Here is a 22,914-nt window from a genome sequence, read left to right as displayed (position 1 = left end):
CCGGAACGGTGACGCCTGGGCGGAAGGCGCCGCGCTGTCGACGGAGGAGTCGATCGCATACGCTCTGCGTGGTCGCGGCGAGCGCAAGCGCCCGGCCAGCGGCCAGGCATCGCTGACCCCGGCCGAACGTGAGGTGGTCCTGTTGGTCGGCGAGGGCCTCGCCAACAAGGACATCGCCGCAAGGCTTTTCGCCTCGCCGCGGACGGTGGAAACTCACCTCGGCCACGTCTACGCGAAGCTGGGACTGAACTCGCGGGTCCAGCTCGCTCAGGCGGCCGCGCGCCAGGAATCCTAGAGGGGCTCGATGTCGAGCCAGTGATCGACGTCGAATTGGTCGGCGACGGCTCGGATCGTGGCGCCACCGTGACCCGGGTAGTGCGCGGGGATCACGGCAGCCTTCGCACCGACCGCCTCGGTGAAGATCCGCCGGCGGGTCGCCGCGGCGGCGGGCGCGTCGATGTCGAAGGCGCAGGCGTCGGCCGGGCGGCGCAGTTGCAGCGGGCTGTGGGTGAGGTCGCCGACGAACACGGCCGGCTGCCCCGCGTTCAGCCACAGCACCGAGGAGCCCGGCGTGTGTCCGGGGGCGGGCCGCAGCCGCAGCGACGGGCTGATCTGGTAGTCGTCCGCCCATTGGACGAGCTGGCCCGCCGCGGCGATGGGGGCGACGCTGTCGGCGAACACGAGCTGGTCGCCGCGCTGCTGGGCGGCTTCCTCCTCGCTGCGCGGTGTTCGCGTGGCTGCGGGGCCGCCGGGTGCGAAGTGGCGGTAGTCGGCGGCCGGGACGACGTATCGGGCGTTGGGAAAGGTGGGCACCCACGCGCCGTCGTCGAGCATCGTGTTCCACCCGACATGGTCGGAGTGGACGTGCGTGTTGACCACCACGTCCACCCTGGCGGGGTCGACGCCCGCGGACCGCAGGGCGGCCAGGAATCCGGTGTTCAGGTGGTCCAGGGGCGGCATGTGCGGGCGGTCGCGATCGTTGCCGACACCGGTGTCCACGACGACGGTCAGCCCGTCGACATCGATCACCCAGCTTTGGATCGCGATGTGCCATTGATCGGTGCAGGGGTCGAAGAAGTCCGGCACCAACAGGTCGGCGTTGTCGCGCCAGCCGGACGGCGGCGTCTGCGCGAAAAGGCGTGTTGCCAGGTCGAATTGCAGTTCGAGGACCCGCGTCACGCTGGCGTGGCCGAACCGGACCGCGCGCATTAGGCGTTCGCGCGCAGGTAGCCGTAGACGGCGGCGAAGTTGCGGTTCACGTCGTCGGGGATGGGCACCGGGCCACCGAGGGCCCTTGCGCCCCAGACGATTTGGGCGGTGCGCTCCACCAGCGCGGTGATGTGCAGCACCTTGTCCGGCCGTGGACCCACGGCCACCAGGCCGTGGTTGGCGATCAACGCCGCGCCCCGGCCGTCGAGCGCCTTGACGGCGTTGGCGCCGACGTCGGGCGTGCCGGACGCGGCGTAGTCGGCGCAGCGGACGTCGCCGCCGCAGTACACCGCGAACTCGTCGATGCAGGCCGGAATCGATTGGTGCGCAATGGCGAACATGGTCGCCCACACCGGATGGCTGTGGATGACGCTGCCGATGTCGTCGAACGCGTGGTAGCAGGCCAGGTGCAGCTGCAGCTCCGTTGACGGCGCGCGGCCGTCCGCGGCCCGCAGCACGGCGCCGTCCGGGTCGATCAGGACGAGGTCGTCGAGCTGCATGTCGCGGTAGTCGACCGACGAGGGCGTGATGACGATGTTGCCGTCGGAACGCCGCGCGGAGATGTTGCCGGCGGTCCCCTCGACCAGGCCCCGGCGCAGCATGTCCTTGGCCGCGTCCAGCACCGCCGTCTCGGGGTTGTCTACGGATTTCATGGGCCCAGCACCTCCGGGTTGACGATGTGGGCGGGCGTCACACCGGCCAGCAACGCTTCCAGGTCGTCGGCCACCATCTGCGCCTGCCGAGCCTCAGTGTTCCACGTGGCTCCCCCGATGTGGGGCGTCAGCACGACGTTGGGCATGCCGACCAATGGGTGGTCGGTGGGCAGCCATTCGCCGACGAAGTGGTCCAGGCCGGCGGCGGCCACCTTGCCGCCGCGCAGGGCGTCGACGAGCGCGTCCGTGTCGTGCAGCTGCGCGCGGGCGGTGTTGAGGAAGACCACGCCGTCGCGCATGGCGGCGAACTGCTTCGCCCCGATCATGCCGACCGTGTCGTCGGTGACGGGGGCGTGCAGGGAGACGACGTCGGCCTCGGCCAGCAGCTCGTCCAGGCCGTACCGGGCGTCGTCGTTGTACGGGTCGTGGGCGATGACCCGCAGGCCCAGCCCGGACAGCCGCCATGCGGTGGCGCGGCCGACGGCGCCGAGGCCCACCAGCCCGGCGGTGCGCCCGGCGATCTCCCAGCCGCGGAACCGCTGATAGGGAATGCTGCCGTCGCGAAAGATGTTGCCGCTGCGGACATCCGCGTCGGCGGGTAGCAGCGCCCGGGTGACGGCCAGCAGCAGTGCCACCGTCATCTCGGCGACCGCGTCGGCGTTGCGGCCCGGGGTGTTGAGCACCGGGATGCCGGCCGCGGTGGCCCCCGCGATGTCGACGTTGTTCGGATCGCCGCGGGTGGAGGCGATCGCCCGCACGCCCTGCTCGAAGACCGGCCCGCCCACCGAGTCGCTTTCCACCACAACGACATCGGCGGCCTCGTCGGCGATGCGCTCGGCCAGTTGCTCGGGGCTGTAGATCCGCAGCGGGGTCTGCTCGATCCAGGGGTCGTAGACCACCTCGGTAAGTTCGCGGAGCTTGGCGAACCCCGGGCCGCGCAGCGGGGCGGTCACCAGGGCGCGCGGTCTTGACGTCACGAACCCCAATGCTGGCGTACGGTGACGCCCGTGTCACGTGATGACGTCACAATCGGCATCGACGTCGGCAGCACCGCGGTCAAGGCGGTCGCCGCGGACGCCGACGGCCGGGTGACGGCGCGGGCGCGGATCCCGCATCAATTGCGGGTGCCGATGCCCGGGCGGCTGGAGCACGACGCGGGCCAGGCGTGGCGCCGGGGACCCGTGGCGGCGCTCGACCGGCTGGACCGCCCGGACGCGCGGGCGGTGGCGGTGTCGGCGATGGTGCCGTCGCTGACGGCCGTCGACGCCGAGGGTGTGCCGATGACGCCGGGGCTGCTGTACGGCGACGAACGCGGCCGCTCGGGAGACCAACAGCCGCAGCCGCTCCCGGCGCTGGGGGAGGCCGCCGAGTTCCTGCGCTGGACCGCGGCCCGGGCGCCGGGCGCGGCCGGGTTCTGGCCGGCGCCCGCGGTGGCCAACCACGCGTTGGCGGGCGAGGCGGTGATCGACTTCGCCACCGCCGCCACCGCCTACCCGCTGTTCGACGGGACCGGCTGGAACCCCGAGGCGTGCGCCGAACGCGGCGCGCGGCCCGACCAGATGCCGCGCGTGGAGAGCATGGGGGCCGCCGCCGGGCGGGTGCGGGGCAGCGGCGCCGTGCTGGGCATCGGCGCGATCGACGCGTTGTGCGAACAGATCGTGGCGGGCGCCGACCGCGACGGCGACGTGCTGGTGCTGTGCGGCACCACGCTGATCGTGTGGACCACCATTCCGGAGCCGCGGCAGGTGCCGGGGCTGTGGACCATCCCCCATACGGCCGCGGGCAAGAACCAGATCGGCGGGGCCAGCAATGCCGGTGGGCTGTTCCTCGGCTGGGTGGACCGCGTCGTCGCACCGGCCGACCCTGCCGCGGCGCGGCCCGGGCGGGTGCCGGTGTGGTCGCCCTACATCCGTGGCGAGCGCACCCCGTTCCACGACCCGGATCGGCGGGCCGTGCTCGACGCCCTGGACCTCACCCACGACGCCGCCGCGCTGCGCCGGGCCGCCTACGAGGCGTCGGGCTTCGTGGTCCGCCAGCTGATCGAGCTCGGCGGGGCCCCCGCGGCCCGGATCGTCGCCACGGGCGGCGGCACCCGGGTCGGGCCGTGGATGCAGGCGATCGCCGACGCCACGGGCCGGCCGGTGGAGGTGTCCGCGGTCCCCGAGGGGGCGGCGCTGGGCGCGGCCTTTCTTGCGCGGATCGCGGCGGGCCTGGAAACCTCGATCGCCGACGCCGCGCGCTGGGCGCGCACCGAGCGCGTCGTCGAACCCGACCCCGCCTGGGCGGCCCCGGTCGAGGAGCGCTACCAACGGTTCCTGGAGCTGGGAAACCGGCGTTGTAGCGCGCTTCCCCCACCGGCGTTCTAGTCTGGTGCAATGACCGACCACGACCGCAAAGCCGCCCGTCGCGAGATCGCCAATGCCCTGCTGAAAGCCCTTGAACGGCGGCATGAAATCGCCGATGTGGTGGTGGAGTCCGAGAACAAGGCGGCCGCGGTCGAGGCGATCGTCCGGCTGCTCGACACCTCCCACCTGGCCGCCGAAGCGGTGATGGGGATGTCGTTCGATCAGCTCACCATCGACTCGCGCCGCAAGATCCTTTCCGAGCTCGAGGACCTGAACAAGCAGCTGAGCTTCACCCTCGGCGAGCGGCCGGCCAGCTCGGGGGAGACCCTCGAACTGCGGCCCTTCTCCGCCGACAAGGATCGCGACATCTTCGCCGCCCGCACCGAGGACATGGGCGCTGCCGGCGACGGGTCCGGTGGGCCGGCCGGCAACCTCGACGACGAGATCAGCGCGGCGCTCGGGCGCCTCGACGACGAGGAGGCCGCCTGGTTCGTGGCCGTCGATTCCGGCGAGAAGGTCGGAATGGTGTTCGGCGAGTTGCTCGGCGGCGAGGTGAACGTGCGGATCTGGATTCACCCCGAGCACCGCAAGAAGGGGTACGGCACCGCCGCGTTGCGCAAGTCGCGCACCGAGATGGCGTGGTGCTTCCCGGCGGTGCCGATGGTGGTGCGGGCCCCGGCCGCCAAGCCCGGCTGAGCTAGCGGCGATCGCAAGCGCGCGTTGGGGGCACCTCCCGCTTGCGGGGGACCGGGCGCGGCGGGTCGCCGCCATCGAGCTAACTCAGCGTCGCGGTGACGGTGACGATGTTGCGCAGCTGCGACGTCTCGTCGTCGGGGAAGGTCAGGCCGTAGTCGGCGAAGTAGTCCCGCCGCGCCCGGGTGGTGACGTGCCAGCCCCGGCCGGTGAGGTAGTCCACCACGTTGCTGCGTTCGCCTTCGAAGAACAGCTTCGACAGGTCGATGTCGCAGCCGATGTTGGCCCACCGCTGGTTGAACTGCTTTGCGCGTTCGGTCATCGTCCGGCCGGAGTCGCCGTGGAACTCGGTGGCCAGCCTGCTGCCGGGGGCACTGAGCTCGGTGATGTTGTCGAACAGCTTGTCCTGAGCCTCGGGCGGCAGGTACATGAGCAGGCCCTCGGCGCTCCACGACGTGGGCTGTGTCGGATCAAATCCCCTGCGCCGCAACGCTTCCGGCCAGTCGTCGCGCAGGTCGACGCTGACGGTCCGGCGTTCCGCCGTGGGGGTGGCACCCAGCTCGGCCATGGCGGCCGTCTTGAATCCGACGACCTTGGGCTGGTCGACCTCGTAGACGACGCTTCCGGGCGGCCAGCTCAGCCGGTACGCGCGCGCGTCGAGGCCGGCGGCAAGGATCACCGACTGGCGGATTCCGTCCCGGGCGCCGTTGAGGAAGAAGTCGTCGAAGAAGCGGGTGCGCACCGCGATCGAATCGGTTTCCAGCTGCAGGTCCCCCTGGCCGTCCTGGGCGTCCGCCGAAGCCAGGTCACCGTCGACCAAGCGGCGGAAGAAGTCGAGCCCGACCGCCCGCACCAGAGGCGCCGCGAAGGGGTCGTCGATGATCGGGTCGCTGCCCTCGGTGGCCAGCGCGCGGGCCGCGGCGACCATCGTGGCCGTGGCACCGACGCTGGAGGCCAAGTCCCAGCTGTCTTGGTCAGTGCGTGTCATGGTGCTCCTAATTTATTTAGCAAATGCAACGAGCCAACCGAACTCTACCTTCCGGGGCTTACGGCTTCCTGTGCACTTATCGGCGATCGCCGACGGCCGTGGACGGCCCCACTCGATCCAGCTGTTAGTCTCGTACACGGTTTGACGCGCGACGCCGTACGTCCTGGCCTGCGAGTGTTGGGCGCGTAATGCAGGAGACCCCCCGGCTGCGCAGGAGGAAGAGTGCTTTCGGCTTTCATCTCATCGCTGCGGACAGTCGACCTGAGACGGAAGATCCTCTTCACGCTGGGCATCGTCGTTCTCTATCGGCTGGGCGCCGCCCTGCCGTCCCCTGGCGTCAATTTCCCGAACGTCCAGCAGTGCATCAAGGAGGCCAGCGGCGGCGCGGCCGGCCAGATCTATTCGCTGATCAACCTGTTCTCCGGCGGTGCGCTGCTGAAACTGACGGTGTTCGCGGTGGGGGTGATGCCCTACATCACCGCCAGCATCATCGTGCAGCTGCTCACCGTGGTCATCCCGCGGTTCGAGGAACTGCGCAAGGAGGGCCAGTCCGGCCAGGCCAAGATGACGCAGTACACCCGCTACCTGGCCATCGCGCTGGCCATCCTGCAGGCGACCAGCATCGTGGCCCTCGCGGCCAACGGCGGGCTGCTGCAGGGCTGCTCGCTGGACATCATCGCCGACCAGAGCATCTTCACTCTGGTCGTGATCGTGATGGTAATGACGGCCGGCGCGGCGCTGGTGATGTGGATGGGTGAGCTGATCACCGAGCGCGGCATCGGCAACGGCATGTCGCTGCTGATCTTCGTGGGCATCGCGGCGCGCATCCCGTCCGAGGGCAAGACCATCCTGGACAGCCGCGGCGGGGCCATTTTCGCCGCCGTCTGCGTCGCCGCCCTGGCCATCATCGTCGGCGTGGTTTTCGTCGAGCAGGGCCAGCGCCGGATCCCGGTGCAATACGCCAAGCGCATGGTCGGCCGGCGCATGTACGGCGGAACGTCGACCTACCTGCCGCTGAAGGTCAACCAGGCCGGCGTCATCCCGGTCATCTTCGCGTCGTCGCTCATCTACATCCCGCACCTGATCACGCAGCTGATCCGGAGCGGCAGCGGCGGTGTGGGCAACAGCTGGTGGGACAAGTTCGTCGGCAGTTACCTGTCCGACCCGAGCGACCCGATCTACATCAGCATCTACTTCGGGCTGATCATCTTCTTCACGTACTTCTACGTGTCGATCACGTTCAACCCCGACGAACGTGCCGACGAGATGAAGAAGTTCGGCGGATTCATTCCCGGTATCCGGCCGGGCAAGCCCACCGCTGATTACCTGCGTTATGTGCTGAGCCGGATCACGCTGCCCGGCTCGATCTACCTCGGCGCGATCTCGGTGCTGCCCAACTTGTTCCTGCAGATCGGCAACGGTGGGGCGGTTCAGAATTTGCCGTTCGGCGGTACTGCGGTTTTGATCATGATTGGTGTCGGCTTGGATACGGTCAAACAGATCGAGAGCCAGTTGATGCAGCGCAACTATGAAGGGTTCCTGAAGTGAGAGTCGTTTTGCTCGGGCCGCCGGGGGCGGGCAAGGGAACGCAGGCCCAGAAGCTCTCCGAGAAGCTGGGGATCCCGCACATCTCCACCGGTGAGCTCTTCCGCAGCAACATCGAGAACGGGACCAAGCTCGGCCTGGAGGCCAAGCGCTACCTGGACGCCGGCGACCTGGTGCCCTCCGAGCTGACCAACCAGCTCGTCGACGACCGCCTCAGCGATGCCGACGCGGCCGGCGGCTTCGTCCTCGACGGGTACCCCCGCTCGACCGAACAGGCCGAGGCGCTGCACCGGATGCTCGAACGCCGCGGCACCGACATCGACGCGGTGCTCGAGTTCCGCGTCTCGGAAGACGAACTGCTGCAACGGCTGAAGGCCCGTGGCCGCGCCGACGACACGGACGACGTCATCCTGAACCGGATGAAGGTCTACCGCGACGAGACCGCGCCGCTGCTGGAGTACTACCGCGACGAACTCAAGACGGTCGACGCCATCGGTTCGATGGACGAGGTGTTCGCCCGCGCCCTGCAAGCGCTGGGCAAGTAATCGTGCGCCCGCTGGCCCGGCTGCGGAGTCGCAAAGTCGTGCCGCAGCGCACCCCCGACGAACTCGACGCGATGGCGGCGGCGGGGGCGGTGGTCGCGGCGGCGCTGCAGGCGGTGCGGGCGGCCGCGGTCCCCGGGGTGTCGACCCTGGGCCTCGACCAGATCGCCGAGTCGGTGATCCGGGAGGCCGGCGCGATCCCGTCGTTCCTCGGCTATCACGGCTACCCCGCCTCGATCTGCGCCTCGGTGAACGAGCGGGTGGTACACGGGATCCCGTCGGCCGGAGAGATTCTGGCGACGGGTGACCTGGTGTCCATCGACTGCGGCGCGGTGCTGGACGGCTGGCACGGCGACGCCGCGATCACGTTCGGCGTCGGGACCCTCGACGCGGCCGACCAGGCGCTCTGCGACGCCACCCGGGAGTCGCTGGAGGCCGGCATCGCGGCGATGGTCCCCGGCAACCGGCTGACCGACGTCTCGCACGCCATCGAGACGGGCACGCGTGCGGCCGAGGGCCGGCACGGGCTGGCGTTCGGCATCGTGGAGGGCTACGGCGGGCACGGCATCGGCCGGCACATGCACATGGACCCGTTCCTGCCCAACGAGGGCTCGCCCGGCCGTGGCCCGCTGCTGGCCCCCGGGTCGGTGCTGGCGATCGAACCGATGCTGACGTTGGGGACGGGCAAGACCGTGGTGCTCGACGACGAGTGGACCGTCACCACCTCCGACGGCTCGCGCGCGGCACACTGGGAACACACCGTGGCGGTCACCGACGCCGGGCCGCGGATCCTGACGCTGAACTAAACAGTCATTCGACTCGTTTCAGTAGTCGGAGGTGATGGAGTGGCCCGTGTGGCAGGGACTCGTGGGGCGTCGGCAGCTGCCGAAGCCGCCCTGATGAAGGCGCTCTACGACGAGCACGCAGCGGTTTTGTGGCGCTACGCGCTTCGGTTGACGGGCGATGCAAGCCTGTCCGAGGACGTGGTCCAGGAGACGTTGTTGCGAGCCTGGCAGCACCCGGAGGTCGTCGGGGACACCGAGCGTTCGGCGCGGGCCTGGCTGTTCACGGTCGCGCGCAACATGATTATCGACGACCGGCGCAGCGCCCGTTTCCGCAACGTCGTCGCCTCGACGGACGAGGCCGGCGCGCCCGAGCGGTCGACGCCCGACGAGGTGAACGCGGCGCTGGACAAGCTGCTGATTGCCGACGCGATGGTGCAACTGTCCGCGGAGCACCGGGCCGTGATCGAGCGGTCCTACTACCGCGGATGGACTACCGCACAGATTGCTGCGGACCTCGGCATCGCCGAGGGAACGGTGAAGTCGCGATTACACTACGCCGTGCGGGCGTTGCGGCTCACTCTGCAGGAACTTGGGGTCACCCGCTGAGGGGCCCCGAAAGCTTGAAGGGTGAAGAGGAAATGGATGAGATGAAGGTGACGTTACGGGGGCTCGGCCCGCCCGACGACCCGTACGTGTTGTGGGATGCCGCATATGTTTTGGGCTCGTTGTCGGCCGCCGAGCGTCGCGAATTCGAGGCGCACCTCGCGCACTGCCCGGCCTGCCGCGAGGCCGTCGCCGACCTGAGCGGTGTGCCGGGCCTGCTCTCGCAGCTGAGCCGCGACGACGTCGCCGCGATGGACGACCCGGCCGCGCAGTCGTTGGCGGCGACGCCGGAGATGTCGCCGGAGCTGTTGGCGTCGTTGCTGGCCAAGGTGAGCTGGCGCCGGCGCCGCACGCGCATCGTGACCTGGGTGGCCTCGTCGGCCGCGGCCGTGGTGCTCGCGATCGGCGTGTTCGTCGGGGTGCAGGGGTATTTGTCGTCCTCGTCACAGCAGGTCGCCGCGTCCGCGGAGCCGATGGCGCAGGTGGGCACGACGATGCTGGCCTCCTCGGTGGAGTTGTCCAGCCAGCACTGGGGCACGTCGATCAACCTGCGGTGCGTGTGCCTGGCGCCGTTGAACGCGCACCACGACACGCTGGCGATGGTGGTGGTGGGTCGCGATGGCAGCCAGACCCGGCTGGCGACCTGGGTGGCCGTGCCGGGCCACACCGCGACGCCCGCGGGCAGCATCTCGACGCCGGTCGACCAGATCGCCGCCGTGCAGGTGGTTGCCGCCGACAGCGGCCAGGTTCTGCTGCAGCGCTCGATGTAAGGCCCTGACGTGTCTGGCCGCGGGCGCTCCCTCCGGGTCGTGGTGGTGGGCGCCGGCGTGGGCGGCATCTCGGTCGCCCGGGGGCTGTTGCGCGACGGGCACGACGTCGCCGTCTTCGAGCGGCGGCCCGAGGTGCGGGCGGCGGGTGGAGCGGTGACGATTTGGTCCAACGGCGACACGGTGCTTCGGCAGCTGGGCGTCGACATGGCCGGGGCCGGTCAGCTGTTGTCCACCGTGCGGGCCGTGACCTCCACCGGCCGGCCGCTGGCCACGCTGGACGTGTCCCCGTTGGCGGAGCGGCTGGGCGCGCCCGTCCGGATGGTTCCGCGCCGGGTCCTGCTGGAGCGATTGCTGGACGGCTTTCCTTCCGACCGCATCCGCTGCGACTCCCACGCGATCGCGTTGGCGGGCACGCCCGACGGCGTGCGGGTCCAGTTCGGCGACGGCCGCTCGGTCGAGGGCGACCTGGTGATCGGCGCCGACGGCCTGCACTCGATGGTCCGCGACGCCCTCGGGGGCCGGGCGGCCAAACCCACCGGCTGGTGCAGTTGGCAGGGGCTGATCAGCCTCGCTGAGATCCCGGACAGGAACACCGCGCTGATGGTGATCGGCGAGCGCGGGAACCTGGGCCTGTGGCCCGCCGGGGGCGCGGAGGTGCAGTGGTGGTTCGACCTGCCGTGGTCGCACGACTTCGTGCGGCCGTCCCGTCCGATCGAGACGATCCGCTCCCACTTCACCGGATGGTCCGGCGCCGTCGATGCGGTGTTGGCCGCGCTGACCGACGACGATCTGGCGCACTCGCCGTACCCGCATTTCCGCCATCCGATGCCGCCCGCGGGCCGGGGCCCGGTCACGTTGCTCGGCGACGCCGCGCACACGATGCCGCCCACCCTGGCGCAGGGGACCAACCAGGCCCTGCTCGACACCATGGTGCTGTGCAAGGCCCTTTCGGACCGGGCGAGCGACGCGGGCGTATCGAGCGCGCTGCGCAGGTATGAGCGAACCCGCCGGCGCAGGGTGATGGCGGTGTCGCGGGTGGCGTCGCTGCCGGTGTCGCACGGCGAGGTCGTGCTGCGGCCGGCCGCGCTGATCCCGGATCGGCTGCAGGCCCGCGCGCTTACGCTGTTTCTGTCCTGGACGAGCCACCGCCGGATGTCCGCGGAGATCGACCGAGAGATGAGGGCAGCGACGACCAGCCGGTCCAGCCCATGAACGACGAATCCGTCAGGGTGCGAGGCGATTTCGACGCCCCGTCACGCTGGCTTTGGCTGGTCAAGTGGTGCGTTCTGGCGGTCCCGCACTACCCGATCCTGATCGGGCTGTACCTCGTCTACCCCCTGTCGACGGTCGTCGCGGGCGTCGCCATCCTGTTCACCGGGCGCTATCCGCGGCCGATATTCGACTTCAACGTCGGGGTGCTGCGCTGGTCGTGGCGGGTGATGAATTTCCGGTTCCCGATGAACAGCACGGACTCCTATCCACCGTTCACGCTCGCGTCGCGGCCGGACTATCCGGGCGATCTGCAGGTCGACTATCCGGAGCGGCTGAAGAACTGGGCCGTGCTGGTCAAGTGGCTGCTGGCCCTCCCGCAGATCCTGCTCTGCTGGTCGATGGAGCCGCTGCTGCAGCTGCTATGCGTGACCGCCGCGGTGACGTTGTTGTGCACGGGGACCATCCCGAACGGCATGTCCGATCTGTTGCTGGGCATCGTCCGGTGGCGCTACCGGGTGGCCGTGTACGTCTCCCTGATGCGCGACGAATACCCTCCGTTCCGAATGGACCTGGGCGCGTGACGCGGCGAAACCTGTTGTTCCCATACATATATCGGTTCGGCCAGCCGGTCTTCGATCGGCTGTTCTACCACCGGTATCGCCGCGCGGCGCTCAGCAACGCGACCGGCCGGCTGTTGATGCTCGGCCTGGGTCCGGGCACGGACCTGAGGTTCCTGCCCGCCGCGGTGACCTCGGTCGCCGCCGTGGAGCCGGTGGCGTCGTTCCGGCGGATGGCGTCCCGCCTCGCCGGTCGCCGCGGCATCGCCGTCGACATCGTCGACGGGACCGGAGAGTCGATTCCCTTCCCGGACAACAGCTTCGACTCGGTGCACATCGGACTGGTGTTGTGCTCGGTCGACGACGTGGCCGCCACGCTGCGTGAGATCCGCCGCGTGCTCGCGCCCGGCGGCAGGCTGGTGGTCCTCGAGCACGTGCGCGGCGACGGCGCGACCGGCCGCTGCCAGGACCTGGTCGCCAAGCCGTGGTCGTGGCTGGCCGCCGGATGCGAGCCGAACCGGCGAACCCTGGATGCCATCGCCGCGGCCGGGTTCGACACCACCGCGCTGCGCACCATCCCGCGCACTCCGGTCCCGTTCCCCTGCAAGCCCCACCTGCAGGGGTTCGCCACGCTCAATCCACGCTGACAGCCTCGATGATGTTCAGCCGCGCCGCCCGCCGCGCCGGCGGCAGCGAGCCGAGCAGGCAGATCGTCAGCGCCCCCGCGGTGAAGCCCAGCGCCATCGGGCTCAGGTGGAAGCCGACCGGAAAGTTCATGATGTCCCCGCTGATCAGGCTGAACAGCCACTGGTCGGTCAGGCCGAACAGCAACCCCAAAAGCCCTCCCACGAAACCGATTCCGGCCGCCTCGGCCAGGACCGTCCGCAGAATGAACCGGCGGCTGGACCCCATCGCACGCAGCACCCCGAGCTCGCGGCGGCGCTCGATCACCGAAAGGGTCAGCGTGTTCAGCAGCGCGACGGCGGCCACGGCGACGACGATGACCCATACGGCGTTGGCGATGAACATGCTCTGATGCAGCGGGGCCTGTAGCCCGGCCAGCGCCGCGCGGCCGTCGTAGACGTGGTTGGGCGCGGGCACGGCCCGGCGGACCTCCGACAGCAGCCGCTTGGAATCCGTCCCGGGGGCCGCGGTGATCTGCAGCGTCGTCGCGGCCGGGCGGTCGAACCACGCCCGCAGGTGATCGAGGTCGATGCCGACGGTGCCGATGACCGTGGAGAAGAACGGCACCAGGGCCAGCACGGCCGCCTGTCGCGGGCCGTGCGGCGTCTGCAGCTGCAGCCGGTCGCCGGCGCGGACGTGCAGCGTCGCTCCGAGATTCTGGGTGAGCACTACGCCCCGGCCGGCCAGCACGTCGGCCCGCAGCCGTTCGTCGAGCGCGCGGAACAGCGAATCGTGGGTTCCGCCGGAGAAGCCGTCGAGCAGGACCCGGGTGCCCCCGACGACGGCGAACCCGAACGCGCCCTCGGTCACCCGCGCCACCCCGGGCACGGCGGCGACCTTCTCTGAAAGTCCTTGCGGCAGAGGGTCAGTCGGGTAGCTGTCGGGGGGATCCGCGCTCACCCAGACGTCGACGTCGGCGGCGGGGGAGAACATGCCGCGGGCCGAGCGGATCATGTCGGCGTTGGCGCCGGTGATCACCACGGTGGTGACCACCCCGATGAGCACGGTCATCACCGTGGCCCACACCCGCCGCGGCGCGCGTTCGACGGTGGCCGCCGCGAGCGCCCCGGCCGATCCGAACACGCGGGCCGTCGCGGCCGTGGCCTTGACGATGGCGGCGCTGAGCGCGAAGCCGAGCGCGATCTCGGCGCTCAACAGCGCGGCCATCGCGGCGAACGCGAGGGTGCCGCGCTGGCCGATGACGATGCCGATCGACGCGGCGAGCACGGCGACGGCGCCGGCCCCGGCGGCCACGCGCAGCCATCGCGGCACGACGTCGGCCGCCGACGCGCCGACGGGCGCCAGGGCCTCGATCGGCGCGACCTTGTAGACCTGCCGCGCGGCCATCGCGGACGCGACCACGCTGGTGAGCACCGTCGCCGCGAGGGCCAGCGGGATGGCGTAACCGGGCAGCCAATACTCGACCCGGGCCTCGAGTCCCTGGGTCATCGCCGGGGGCAATCGGCGAATTGCGATGTGGCCGGCCAGGATTCCCAGCCCCGACCCGATGGCCCCGCCGATGACGCCGAGGATCGCCGCCTCCGCGAGCATGTCGCCGACGATGGTGACGCGCCGGCCGCCGATGGCGCGCAGCATGGAGATCACCGGCCTACGCTGGGTGATCGCCATGGTCATCGTGGTGTAGATCAGGAACGCGCCGACCACCAGCGCGACCGCCGCCCCCAGCAAGGCCATGTAGTTCATCAGCTTGACGCCGTCGCCGGCGCGGGCGGCCCGGACGCTCGGGGCCGCGACGAGCGCGCGGCCGTTCACCGCGGCGGTGACCGCGGCGGTGACGGCGGCCAGGTCGGCTCCCGGTTTGGTGGTGATCAGTATCGAGTCGAGCTGACCGGGGCGGCCGGTGACGCTCTGCGCCAGCGCGAGCGGCGCAAGGACGTAGTGCCCGCCGTTGAGATCGGCGAACTGCTTGCCCGCGAGCACCTCGCTGACCGTGACCGAGCCCGAACCCAGTTGCAGCGTCTGGCCTTTCGCGTAGCCGACCCGCGGTCCGACCTGGACCCCGTCGGGCGTCGAGGACAGCGCCTGCACCGGTCGCGCGACCGCGTCCTTCAGGGCGCCGCCCAGCGCGGCCGTGCTCGCGTCCGCGCCGAACAGCAGCACCGGGCCGGTCGGCGTGGACGCGGAGGTCCGGATCATGGGCGCCGCGGTGGCGACGCCGGGCACCGCGGCCACGTCGGCCAGTATCGTGTCGGGAAATCCGGTGTCGGTGCTGCCGGACACCTCGAGCGCGGCCACGCCGGCGATCCCGTCGGCCAGCCGGTTGACCGAGCCGGTGATCGATCCGAAGATGCCGAAGATGGCGACCAGATACGTTGCGGATACGGCCATTACGGCGATCGACGCGAACGTGCGGCGGCGGTGCACGGCGAGCTCACGCAGGCTGAACACGCGCAGTCGGCTCGCCGCCGCCGTGATCCTCACGCGGGAACCGCCGGTATGTCGGAACCCACCCGCCCGTCCTGCAACGTGATCACCCGATCGGTCGCCGCGGCGGCGTCCGGATTGTGGGTCACCATCACCACCAGCCGGCCGCGGCTGTCCTCGTGCGCCACGCCCGCGAGCAGCTCCAGGATCGCCGCACCCGTCGCGGAGTCGAGGTTGCCGGTCGGCTCGTCGGCGAGGATGAGCGGCGGGTCCATCATCAACGCCCGGGCCACCGCCACCCGCTGCATCTGGCCGCCGGACAGTTCCGCCGGCCGGTGCTCGGTCCGGTTGCCCAGCCCGACGCGGTCCAGCAACCGGATCGCCTCCGGTTTGGCCCTGCCGAGCCGGACCCCGTCGAGCAGCTTGGGCACCGCGACGTTCTCCCAGGCCGACAGCGTCGGCAGCAGGTTGAAGAACTGAAAGATGAAGCCCACCCGGTGATGGCGGAACCGCGACTGCTGTTCGTCGCCCAGGCGGGCGATCTCCTCGCCGTCGAACGTGATCGAGCCGGAATCCGGTGAGTCCAGCGCGCCGAGCAGGTGCAGCAAGGTGCTCTTCCCGGCGCCGGAGGGGCCGACCACCGACACGAACTGACCGTCCGCCAGGCGCAGGCTGATCCCGTCGAGCGCCCGCACGGTTTGACCGCCGACCCGATACTCGCGCACCACGTCGCGCAGTTCGATGGTCATCTAGGCATGACGATCGTCGCCCGCATACGGTTCACCCGCCGGGGTGAACCGATCAAGAGCCCGGCTCGTGTCTGAAGACATGTTCGGCAACTACCGGGTGGTCGACCACGTCGTCGGTCAACTGGCGGCGCTCGGGGTGGACCACATCTTCGGTATCGACGGTGCCAACATCGAGGACCTCTACGACGCCGCGCACCACCGGCCCGAGGTGACCGCGGTGCTGGCCAAGCACGAGTTCTCGGCCGCCACGATGGCCGACGGGTACAGCCGCAGCGGCGCCGGTCTGGGCGTGGTCGCGTCGACCTCGGGCGGGGGAGCGCTGAACCTCGTCGCCGGCCTGGGCGAGTCGTTCGCCAGCCGGGTTCCGGTGCTGGCCCTGGTCGGCCAGGCCGCCACCGCGATGGACGGCCGCGGCAGCTTCCAGGACACCAGCGGGCGCAACGGCTCTCTGGATGCCCAGGCCCTGTTCTCGGCGGTGTCGCTGTCGTGCGAGCGGGTGCTCGCGCCGGCCGACATCGTGGCCGCGCTGCCCCGGGCGGTCGCCGCCGCGCGCACCGGCGGTCCCGCGGTGTTGTTGCTGCCCAAGGACATTCAACAGGCGCACCTCGCCGTCGAGGACGGCGCCGAGCGTCCGGCCGACCTCGGCGCGCCGATCGGCAACCCGCAGGTTATCGCCGCCGAACTGCGCCGTGCCACCGGTCAGGTCACGATCATCGCCGGCGAGCAGGTGGCCCGCGACGACGCCCGGGCCGAGCTCGAGCACCTGCGCGCGCTGCTGCGCGCCCGGGTGGCCACGGTCCCCGACGCCAAGGACGTGGCCGGCACGCCGGGATTGGGGTCGTCGTCGGCGCTCGGGGTGACCGGCGTGATGGGGCACCCGAGCGTGGCCGACGCCGTGCGCGCCGGTTCCGTATGCCTGATCGTCGGCACCCGGCTGACAGTCACCGCGCGCGGCGGCCTGGACGACGCCCTGGCCGGCGTGCGAACCCTGTCGATCGGTTCGGCGCGGCCCTATCCGCGCTGCACCCACGTGCACACCGACGACCTGCGCGGCTCGCTGCGCCTGCTGACCCAGGCGCTGCGCGGTCACGGCCGGCCGAACGGCCTGCGGGTGCCGGACGTGGTGCGGCGCACCGAGCTGACGCCGCCGCCCTGCGCCGGCCCGGGGCTGCGGTACCGCGACGCGATGGCGGTGCTGGACCGGACGCTGCCCGACACGGCCGACATCGTGGTCGACGCCGGCAACACCGGCGCCGCCGCCATCCACTACCTGCCGGCGCGGCGCGGCGGCAGGTTCGTGGCCGCGCTCGGCATGGGCGGCATGGGTTACAGCTTCGGGGCCGGCATCGGGATGGCGTTCGGGCGCGCGAACGGCGGCCGGGCGGGCGGCCGCACCGTGGTGATCGCGGGCGACGGCGCGTTCTTCATGCACGGCCTGGAGGTGCACACGGCGGTGCAATACCAGCTTCCCGTGACGTTCGTGCTGTTCAACAACAACGCCCACGCCATGTGCGTGACCCGCGAGCAGCTGTTCTACGACGACCGCTACAGCTACAACCGTTTCCGGCCCAGCGCACTGGGAACCGGCCTGGCGGCGATGTTTCCCGGGCTGACGTCGGTCGATGTCAGCGAACCCGACCAATTCGCCGCGGCGCTGCGGGTGGCGCTGGACGTCGCGGGTCCGGCGGTCGTCAGCGTTCAGTGCTCCGCCGACGAAATCCCGCCGTTTGCACCATTTCTCACCGCGCTGTCAAGCAACGCGGCTGTCACAGAACAGGTTTCGACTACAAAGGAGAACCGGGCCGATGTCGCTGCCAGCGCTTGAGGATATCCCCACCCCCCTCGACGGGGTGGTCCGCATCGAGACCAGCCCACGGGAACAGGCGACGCCGATCATCATGGAGATGATGCGGTCGGTGTACCCGCACGACCAGGTATTCGGCCAGTACTGCACGGTCAACGACTACGTCGCGTGCCCGCCCGACGAGCTCTACGAGTATATGTCGGACACCCGCAGCCTCGAGGAGTGGACCTACAGCCTGCGCGGCTTCACGACCACCGACGAGCCCGGCCTGTGGCTGGCCTACGACCGGCTGGGTTCGGAGACCGAGATCTATACGCGGACCGTCGCCAACGCGGAGGCGCGGACCGTCGACTACCACTGCGCGTGGGATCAGGGCAAGCACCTGTGGATGGTGTACCTGATGCGTGTCGTCGATGCGCAGGTCGTCCTGGACAAGCCGGGATCGGTTGTGCTGTGGACCAATTGCCACCACCCCTTCTACGACCGCAACCCTTATCCCGAGACGGCTCCGGCCCAGCGTCCGGTGTGGGTGGGCGACTTCTGGGACATGTTCGGCGCCGGGCATGCGCTGGAGTTGCAGAACCTCAAGGCGATCGCCGAATACCGCCACCGCAACGGCCTGCCGGTGACGCCGAAATGGATGAGGTGACACCATGAGCGTCAGCCTGATCGACGTGTCCACCTATCTGCCCGGCGAGCCGATCGGTGCCGACTACTACGCCCAATTCGCCGAATCCGACGACCTGCGCGAGAACGTCATGTTCCGGGCCCCCAAGTTTCGTCATCACGTCGGGCCGGACGAGAGTTCCATCGACATGATCGAACGAGCGGCGCAGGGCCTGATCGAGCGGCACGGCCACGACGCGGTCGAGGGCGCCGACGTGCTCATCACCCACACCCAGGTGCCGGACATGGCCTTCTACGGCCAGGGCGGCGGCGTCGCGCACCGGTTGGGCATGCGGCCGTCCTGGGTGCTCGACCTGAACAACGGCGGCTGCGCGGCGTTCGTCTTGGCGCTCAACGTGGCTCGCAAGCTGCTGGCCTCCGGCGCGGGGCGGACCGCCCTGATCGCCATCGCGCAGAACGCGGCGGGGCAGTTCTTCGATCAGCCGACCATCCGCCGCAAGGCGCAGTCCGCGGTGCCCGGTGACGGCGCGGCGGTGGGCCTGGTCACCCTCGGCGACCGATCACCCATCCTCGACGTCGAGTGCCGGACCTACGGCGAGTACGCCGGTGAGATGACCCTGTCCTACGACCCGCCCCGCAAGTGGTGGCAGGCCGGCTCCGGCGAGGGCAGCATCGGCTTCACCGAGAGCAAGATCACCAAGGTGCTGGCCCGCGGCAACCGCCAGGTTCCCGAGGTGGCGCTGGCGGTGTGCGATCGAATAGGATTGCCCGCCAAGGAGATCGATCTGCTGGTCACCAACCAGCCGAACCGCGTGTTTCTGCGCAACTGGCGCGAGGCGCTCGAGTTGCCCCCCGAACGGCATCGAGACACCTTTGACGAGTGCGGCAACCTGTTCGGCGCCGGGATCCCGATCAACCTCGACCGCGCGGTCTCCGACGGTCAGGTCAGGGCCGGCGACGTCGTCATGATGGCCGCCTTCGCCCACGCCGGTGACTTCGCCGGTGCGGCGGCGGTGCGCTGGGGCGGGCGGGGCTGATGCAGGCCGCCCCGGACCCCGGCGACGTCTGCGACGCGTTGCCCAGCGCGCTGGATCCGCTTGCGTTGTCGCTCAACGAGAATCCGTTCCCCCCGCTGCCGGCGGTGCGGTCGGCGTTGATCCGCTCCGTGCACGCCACCAACCGCTATCCGGAGTTACTGCCCGAGAAGCTGCGCGCGGTGATCGCCGACCACATCGGGGTGCCCGCCGAGCGGGTGGTGCCGGGCGCCGGCGCGACGGGCGTGGTCCTGCAGGTCCTGCAGGCGCTGACCGCCCCGGGCGACGCGATCGCGATGTCGGCACCCACCTTCGACGGATACCCGATCCTCGCGCGGATGGCGCGGCTGAGGGCGCGGACGGTTGCTCTGGACGAGCACGGTCACAACGACCTCGCCGGCCTGGCCCGCGCGGCCGTCGATGCCCGGGTCGTCGTGCTGTGCCGGCCGCACAACCCCACCGGAACGCTGGAACCCGTCGCGGCCGTGTCGGCGTTCCTGCGTCGCGTGCCGCGCGACACCGTCGTCCTGCTCGACGAGGCGTACATCGAGTTCGCCGCGCCCGAGCACCGCATCCCGGTGGCGGCGTTGGTCGACCGCTTCCCCAACGTGGTGGTGGTGCGGACCTTCTCCAAGGCGTACGGCCTGGCCGGGCTGCGGATCGGGTACGGGGTGGCGTCGCGCGACCTGGCCCGCACCCTGTGGTCCCATCAGCTGCCGTTCGGTGCGGCCATCACCAGCCTGCTCGCGGTCGCCGCGTCGTACCGCGCGGAAGAACAACTGCTGGAACGGGTCCGGATGATCAACGCCGAACGCGGTTACCTCCGGATGCGGTTGAGCGCGCTGGGGATCTACACCACCGACGCGCACGCGAACTTCATGTACCTGCCTGCGAAACGGGATGGGCGGGGTGGGTCGTGGCGCGAGGTTTTCGCCGCCGGCGGCCCGCGGGTGCGCTGCTACCCCGACGGTGGCGCGCGGATCACCGTGGGCAACCGCGCATCGACGCTGGCGGTGCTGTCCGCGCTGGGGAAAGGCCGCGCCCCCGCGCCGCGTGCGGTATGAAGGGGCGTGGCTTCCTCACGACCGCCGAAGCGTGACCCGATCGCGGCGGCGCGCGACAACTGGGAGCGTTCCGGGTGGGCCGACGTCGCGCAGGGGATGGTGGCGGTGACGTCGGTGATGCGGGCGCACCAGATCCTGCTGGCCCGCGTCGAGACGGCGTTGCGTCCCTACGACCTGAGCTTCTCCCGTTACGAGTTGCTGCGGCTGTTGGCGTTCAGCCGCACCGGCGCGCTGCCGATCACCAAGGCGTCCGACCGGCTGCAGGTCCATGTCACCAGCGTGACCCACGCGATCCGCCGGCTGGAGGCCGACGGGCTCGTGCGGCGGGTGCCGCATCCGACCGACGGGCGCACCACGCTGGTGCAGATCACCGACCTGGGCCGCTCGACGGTCGAGGACGCCACGGTCACGCTCAACGAGCAGGTGTTTGCCGACATCGGGATGTCGGAAAGCGAAGCGCGCGCACTGGTTTCGTCGATCGAGACGCTGCGCCGCGACGCTGGCGATTTCTGAGTACGGGGGACGCGCCGGCGGCCCGTCCTCCGCCGAACGTGAACTGGCGGCGGGTTTTCGGGCGATTTTCCACCCCGAGTACACGCTCGACGCTGGCTGCTCTTAGCCTTCGCGCAGCATCTCTATGACCGCGCTGAAGTCCTTGTCGGCGTTGTCGCTCGCGAACTTGGCGTAGATCTCGGCGGCGTGCTTGCCCAGCGGGGCGGCCGAACCGGTGGAGCTCACCGCGTCCATCGCCAGCCCCAGGTCCTTGTTCATCAGGGCGGTCGCGAAACCCGGCTTGAAGTCGTTGTTGGCCGGCGACGTCGGCACCGGTCCCGGCACCGGGCAGTTGGTGTGCACGGCCCAGCAGTTGCCGGTCGCGCCGGTGATGACGTCGAAGAGGGACTGCGCGGACAAGCCGAGCTTCTCGGCGAGGACGAACGCCTCGCCGATGGCGATCTGCTGGACCGCCAGCACCATGTTGTTGCAGACCTTGGCGGCCTGCCCGGCGCCCGCCGCGCCGCAGTGAATGACCTTGCCCGCCATGGGTTCCAGCACGGGCCGGGCGCGCCCCAGGGCGTCGTCGTCGCCGCCCACCATGAACGCCAGCGTCCCGGCGACGGCGCCCTTCACGCCGCCGGAGACCGGCGCGTCCAGCTGCGACACCCCGTGCGATTCCGCGAGCGCGTGCGCCTCGCGGGCGTCGTCGACCGAAATGGTCGAGCTGTCGATGAACAACGCGCCCGGTTTGGCGGCGGGCAGGATGTCGGCGTAGCAGCGCTTCACCAGGTCGCCGCTGGGCAGCATGGTGATCACCACGTCGGCCCCGGCAACGGCGTCGGCGGCGCTGTCGAACGTGGTGACACCGTTGCCGGCCGCGGCCGCGACGGCCGCGGGCACCGGGTCGAAGCCGCGCACGGTGTGGCCCGCGGCCACCAGGTTCGCCGACATCGGCCCGCCCATGTTGCCCAGGCCGAGAAAAGCGATGCTCGTCATGGTCGCCCTTCTACGCGCTCGCCCGCACCCGCGCCGCCTCGGCCCGGCCGACGACCACCCGCATGATCTCGTTGGTGCCCTCCAGGATGCGGTGCACGCGCAGGTCGCGGACGATCTTTTCCAGACCGTACTCCCGCAGGTAGCCGTAGCCACCGTGCAGTTGCAGCGCCTTGTCGGCCACCTCGAAGCAGGTGTCGGTGACATAGCGCTTGGCCATCGCGCACAGCTCGACCTTGTCGGGGTCGTCGCCGTCCAACGCAGCTGCGGCCCGCCACAACATCATTCGCGAGGTTTCCAGCCCGGTGGCCATGTCGGCCAGGGTGAACCGGATGGTGGGCTCGTCGAGCAGGGGCTTGCCGAACGCCGCCCGGTCCCGAACGTAGGTGCCCGCCTTGTCGAACGCGGACTGGGCGCCGCCCAGCGAGCACGCCGCGATGTTGAGGCGCCCGCCGTTGAGGCCGTTCATCGCGATGCCGAAACCGGCGCCCTCGCCGTCGGCGCCGCCCAGCATGGCCTCGGCGGGCACCCGCACACCCTCGAGGATCACCTGCGCGGTGGGCTGCGCGTGCCAGCCCATCTTCTCTTCCGGTGGCCCGAAACTGAGCCCCGCGGAACCCTTTTCGATGACGAAGGCAGAGATGCCGCGCGGACCGTCGCCGCCGGTTCTGGCCATCACCACATAGACGTCCGAGGCGCCCGCGCCGGAGATGAACTGCTTGACACCGTCGAGCACGTAGTCGCCACCCTGCCTGACGGCTCGGGTGCTCAGGGCGCTGGCGTCGGACCCCGCGCCCGGCTCGGTGAGGCAGTAGCTGGCGATGACGTCCATCGCGGCCAGCCGCGGCACCCACGCCTTGCGCTGTTCGGCGGTGCCGAACGTGTCGATCATCCACGCGCACATGTTGTGGATGGACAGGAACGCGGCGGTGGTCGGATCGGCGATGGCCAACTGCTCGAAGATACGGACGCCGTCGAGCCGGCGCAGCCCACTGCCGCCGACGTCCTCGCGGCAGTAGATCGCGGCCATCCCGAGCTCGGCGGATTCCCGCAGCACATCGGTCGGAAAGTGTTTGGTGGCATCCCATTCCAGGGCGTGCGGCGCCAGGCGTTTGGCGGCGAACGCGGCCGCCGTCTCGGTGATGACCCGCTCGTCGTCGTTGAGGGTGAACACGGT

At 70.5% G+C, this 22,914-nt stretch carries 23 protein-coding genes and 1 pseudogene; 16 read left to right on the top strand and 8 right to left on the bottom strand.

The window, feature by feature from the left end; all coding sequences use genetic code 11:
• Nucleotides 1-13: 13 nt before the first annotated feature.
• Nucleotides 14-295, top strand: a pseudogene (locus BRW65_RS25390) (response regulator transcription factor); the annotation flags it as partial.
• On the opposite strand, the gene BRW65_RS25385 reads toward BRW65_RS25390, so the two are convergent.
• Genes BRW65_RS25385 through BRW65_RS25375 form a run of 3 tightly spaced genes read right to left on the bottom strand, consistent with a single transcriptional unit; the run spans nt 292 to nt 2,839 of the window.
• The gene (locus BRW65_RS25385; protein WP_073879361.1) at nt 292-1,209 is read right to left on the bottom strand and encodes an MBL fold metallo-hydrolase; all 918 of its coding nucleotides are present in this window, start codon (nt 1,207-1,209) and stop codon (nt 292-294) included. The pseudogene BRW65_RS25390 and the gene BRW65_RS25385 overlap by 4 nt on opposite strands.
• Nucleotides 1,209-1,862 carry an L-fuculose-phosphate aldolase gene (locus BRW65_RS25380; protein ID WP_073879359.1) on the bottom strand — a complete coding sequence of 218 codons (654 nt, stop codon included), beginning with the start codon at nt 1,860-1,862 and terminating at the stop codon, nt 1,209-1,211. The genes BRW65_RS25385 and BRW65_RS25380 overlap by 1 nt, the downstream gene beginning before the upstream one ends.
• The gene (locus BRW65_RS25375) at nt 1,859-2,839 is read right to left on the bottom strand and encodes an NAD(P)-dependent oxidoreductase (protein ID WP_073879403.1); all 981 of its coding nucleotides are present in this window, start codon (nt 2,837-2,839) and stop codon (nt 1,859-1,861) included. The genes BRW65_RS25380 and BRW65_RS25375 overlap by 4 nt, the downstream gene beginning before the upstream one ends.
• 30 nt (nt 2,840-2,869) lie before the next feature.
• Between BRW65_RS25375 and BRW65_RS25370 the strand changes: the two genes are divergently transcribed.
• Nucleotides 2,870-4,228, top strand: a complete 1,359-nt coding sequence (locus BRW65_RS25370) for a xylulokinase (RefSeq protein WP_073879401.1) — start codon at nt 2,870-2,872, stop codon at nt 4,226-4,228.
• A gap of 9 nt (nt 4,229-4,237) precedes the next feature.
• Nucleotides 4,238-4,903 carry a GNAT family N-acetyltransferase gene (locus BRW65_RS25365; RefSeq protein WP_073879357.1) on the top strand — a complete coding sequence of 222 codons (666 nt, stop codon included), beginning with the start codon at nt 4,238-4,240 and terminating at the stop codon, nt 4,901-4,903.
• 79 nt (nt 4,904-4,982) lie between these two features.
• On the opposite strand, the gene BRW65_RS25360 is transcribed toward BRW65_RS25365, so the two are convergent.
• Nucleotides 4,983-5,888: a class I SAM-dependent methyltransferase gene (locus BRW65_RS25360; protein WP_073879355.1), complete on the bottom strand. Its 906-nt coding sequence runs from the start codon at nt 5,886-5,888 to the stop codon at nt 4,983-4,985.
• Nucleotides 5,889-6,110: 222 nt separating this feature from the next.
• Here BRW65_RS25360 and secY point away from each other — a divergent pair, with 222 nt between their 5' ends.
• From secY to BRW65_RS25320, 8 genes are read left to right on the top strand one after another with little or no spacing between them, the layout of a single operon-like run.
• Nucleotides 6,111-7,436: a preprotein translocase subunit SecY gene (gene secY, locus BRW65_RS25355; protein WP_073879353.1), complete on the top strand. Its 1,326-nt coding sequence runs from the start codon at nt 6,111-6,113 to the stop codon at nt 7,434-7,436.
• Complete coding sequence (locus tag BRW65_RS25350; protein ID WP_073879350.1) at nt 7,433-7,978, top strand: adenylate kinase; 546 nt, start codon at nt 7,433-7,435, stop codon at nt 7,976-7,978. The genes secY and BRW65_RS25350 overlap by 4 nt, the downstream gene beginning before the upstream one ends.
• A 2-nt stretch (nt 7,979-7,980) precedes the next feature.
• Nucleotides 7,981-8,781, top strand: a complete 801-nt coding sequence (map, locus tag BRW65_RS25345) for a type I methionyl aminopeptidase (protein WP_073879348.1) — start codon at nt 7,981-7,983, stop codon at nt 8,779-8,781.
• A 39-nt stretch (nt 8,782-8,820) separates the two neighbouring features.
• Nucleotides 8,821-9,366: a sigma-70 family RNA polymerase sigma factor gene (locus BRW65_RS25340; RefSeq protein WP_073879346.1), complete on the top strand. Its 546-nt coding sequence runs from the start codon at nt 8,821-8,823 to the stop codon at nt 9,364-9,366.
• A 32-nt stretch (nt 9,367-9,398) separates the two neighbouring features.
• Nucleotides 9,399-10,133, top strand: coding sequence for an anti-sigma factor family protein (locus tag BRW65_RS25335; protein WP_073879344.1), 735 nt, complete (start codon nt 9,399-9,401; stop codon nt 10,131-10,133).
• A 9-nt stretch (nt 10,134-10,142) separates the two neighbouring features.
• Nucleotides 10,143-11,345, top strand: coding sequence for an FAD-dependent oxidoreductase (locus BRW65_RS25330; protein WP_073879342.1), 1,203 nt, complete (start codon nt 10,143-10,145; stop codon nt 11,343-11,345).
• A gap of 17 nt (nt 11,346-11,362) precedes the next feature.
• Complete coding sequence (locus BRW65_RS25325; RefSeq protein ID WP_073879399.1) at nt 11,363-11,926, top strand: DUF4389 domain-containing protein; 564 nt, start codon at nt 11,363-11,365, stop codon at nt 11,924-11,926.
• Nucleotides 11,923-12,549 (top strand): class I SAM-dependent methyltransferase, encoded by a 627-nt coding sequence (locus BRW65_RS25320; RefSeq protein ID WP_073879340.1) that lies wholly within the window; start codon nt 11,923-11,925, stop codon nt 12,547-12,549. Before BRW65_RS25325 ends, BRW65_RS25320 begins: the two co-directional genes overlap by 4 nt.
• On the opposite strand, the gene BRW65_RS25315 is transcribed toward BRW65_RS25320, so the two are convergent.
• Together BRW65_RS25315 and BRW65_RS25310 are read right to left on the bottom strand one after the other, a co-directional pair.
• Nucleotides 12,536-14,935 (bottom strand): FtsX-like permease family protein, encoded by a 2,400-nt coding sequence (locus BRW65_RS25315; RefSeq protein WP_244168206.1) that lies wholly within the window; start codon nt 14,933-14,935, stop codon nt 12,536-12,538. The genes BRW65_RS25320 and BRW65_RS25315 overlap by 14 nt on opposite strands.
• 89 nt (nt 14,936-15,024) lie before the next feature.
• Nucleotides 15,025-15,720, bottom strand: a complete 696-nt coding sequence (locus tag BRW65_RS25310) for an ABC transporter ATP-binding protein (RefSeq protein ID WP_073879336.1) — start codon at nt 15,718-15,720, stop codon at nt 15,025-15,027.
• Nucleotides 15,721-15,799: 79 nt separating this feature from the next.
• On the opposite strand from BRW65_RS25310, the gene BRW65_RS25305 reads away from it, so the two are divergent.
• From BRW65_RS25305 to BRW65_RS25285, 5 genes are read left to right on the top strand one after another with little or no spacing between them, the layout of a single operon-like run.
• Complete coding sequence (locus tag BRW65_RS25305; RefSeq protein ID WP_073879334.1) at nt 15,800-17,545, top strand: thiamine pyrophosphate-binding protein; 1,746 nt, start codon at nt 15,800-15,802, stop codon at nt 17,543-17,545.
• The gene (locus BRW65_RS25300; RefSeq protein WP_073879332.1) at nt 17,526-18,173 is read left to right on the top strand and encodes an SRPBCC family protein; all 648 of its coding nucleotides are present in this window, start codon (nt 17,526-17,528) and stop codon (nt 18,171-18,173) included. Before BRW65_RS25305 ends, BRW65_RS25300 begins: the two co-directional genes overlap by 20 nt.
• A 4-nt stretch (nt 18,174-18,177) precedes the next feature.
• Nucleotides 18,178-19,188, top strand: a complete 1,011-nt coding sequence (locus BRW65_RS25295) for a 3-oxoacyl-ACP synthase III family protein (protein WP_073879330.1) — start codon at nt 18,178-18,180, stop codon at nt 19,186-19,188.
• Nucleotides 19,188-20,249, top strand: coding sequence for a pyridoxal phosphate-dependent aminotransferase (locus BRW65_RS25290; RefSeq protein WP_073879328.1), 1,062 nt, complete (start codon nt 19,188-19,190; stop codon nt 20,247-20,249). The genes BRW65_RS25295 and BRW65_RS25290 overlap by 1 nt, the downstream gene beginning before the upstream one ends.
• A gap of 6 nt (nt 20,250-20,255) precedes the next feature.
• Nucleotides 20,256-20,762 carry a MarR family transcriptional regulator gene (locus tag BRW65_RS25285; RefSeq protein WP_073879326.1) on the top strand — a complete coding sequence of 169 codons (507 nt, stop codon included), beginning with the start codon at nt 20,256-20,258 and terminating at the stop codon, nt 20,760-20,762.
• 102 nt (nt 20,763-20,864) lie between these two features.
• On the opposite strand, the gene mmsB is transcribed toward BRW65_RS25285, so the two are convergent.
• On the bottom strand, nt 20,865-21,740 hold the full coding sequence (gene mmsB / locus BRW65_RS25280) for a 3-hydroxyisobutyrate dehydrogenase (RefSeq protein WP_073879324.1): 876 nt from the start codon (nt 21,738-21,740) through the stop codon (nt 20,865-20,867).
• Between the two features lie 10 nt (nt 21,741-21,750).
• The gene (locus BRW65_RS25275; RefSeq protein WP_073879322.1) at nt 21,751-22,911 is read right to left on the bottom strand and encodes an acyl-CoA dehydrogenase family protein; all 1,161 of its coding nucleotides are present in this window, start codon (nt 22,909-22,911) and stop codon (nt 21,751-21,753) included.
• Between the last annotated feature and the right edge of the window lie 3 nt (nt 22,912-22,914).

This window comes from Mycobacterium paraffinicum (assembly GCF_001907675.1).
GTDB classification, from domain to species: Bacteria; Actinomycetota; Actinomycetes; order Mycobacteriales; family Mycobacteriaceae; genus Mycobacterium; species Mycobacterium paraffinicum_A.
Note: the sequence above shows the minus strand (reverse complement) of the source record. Positions and strands in the feature narration are given on the sequence as shown.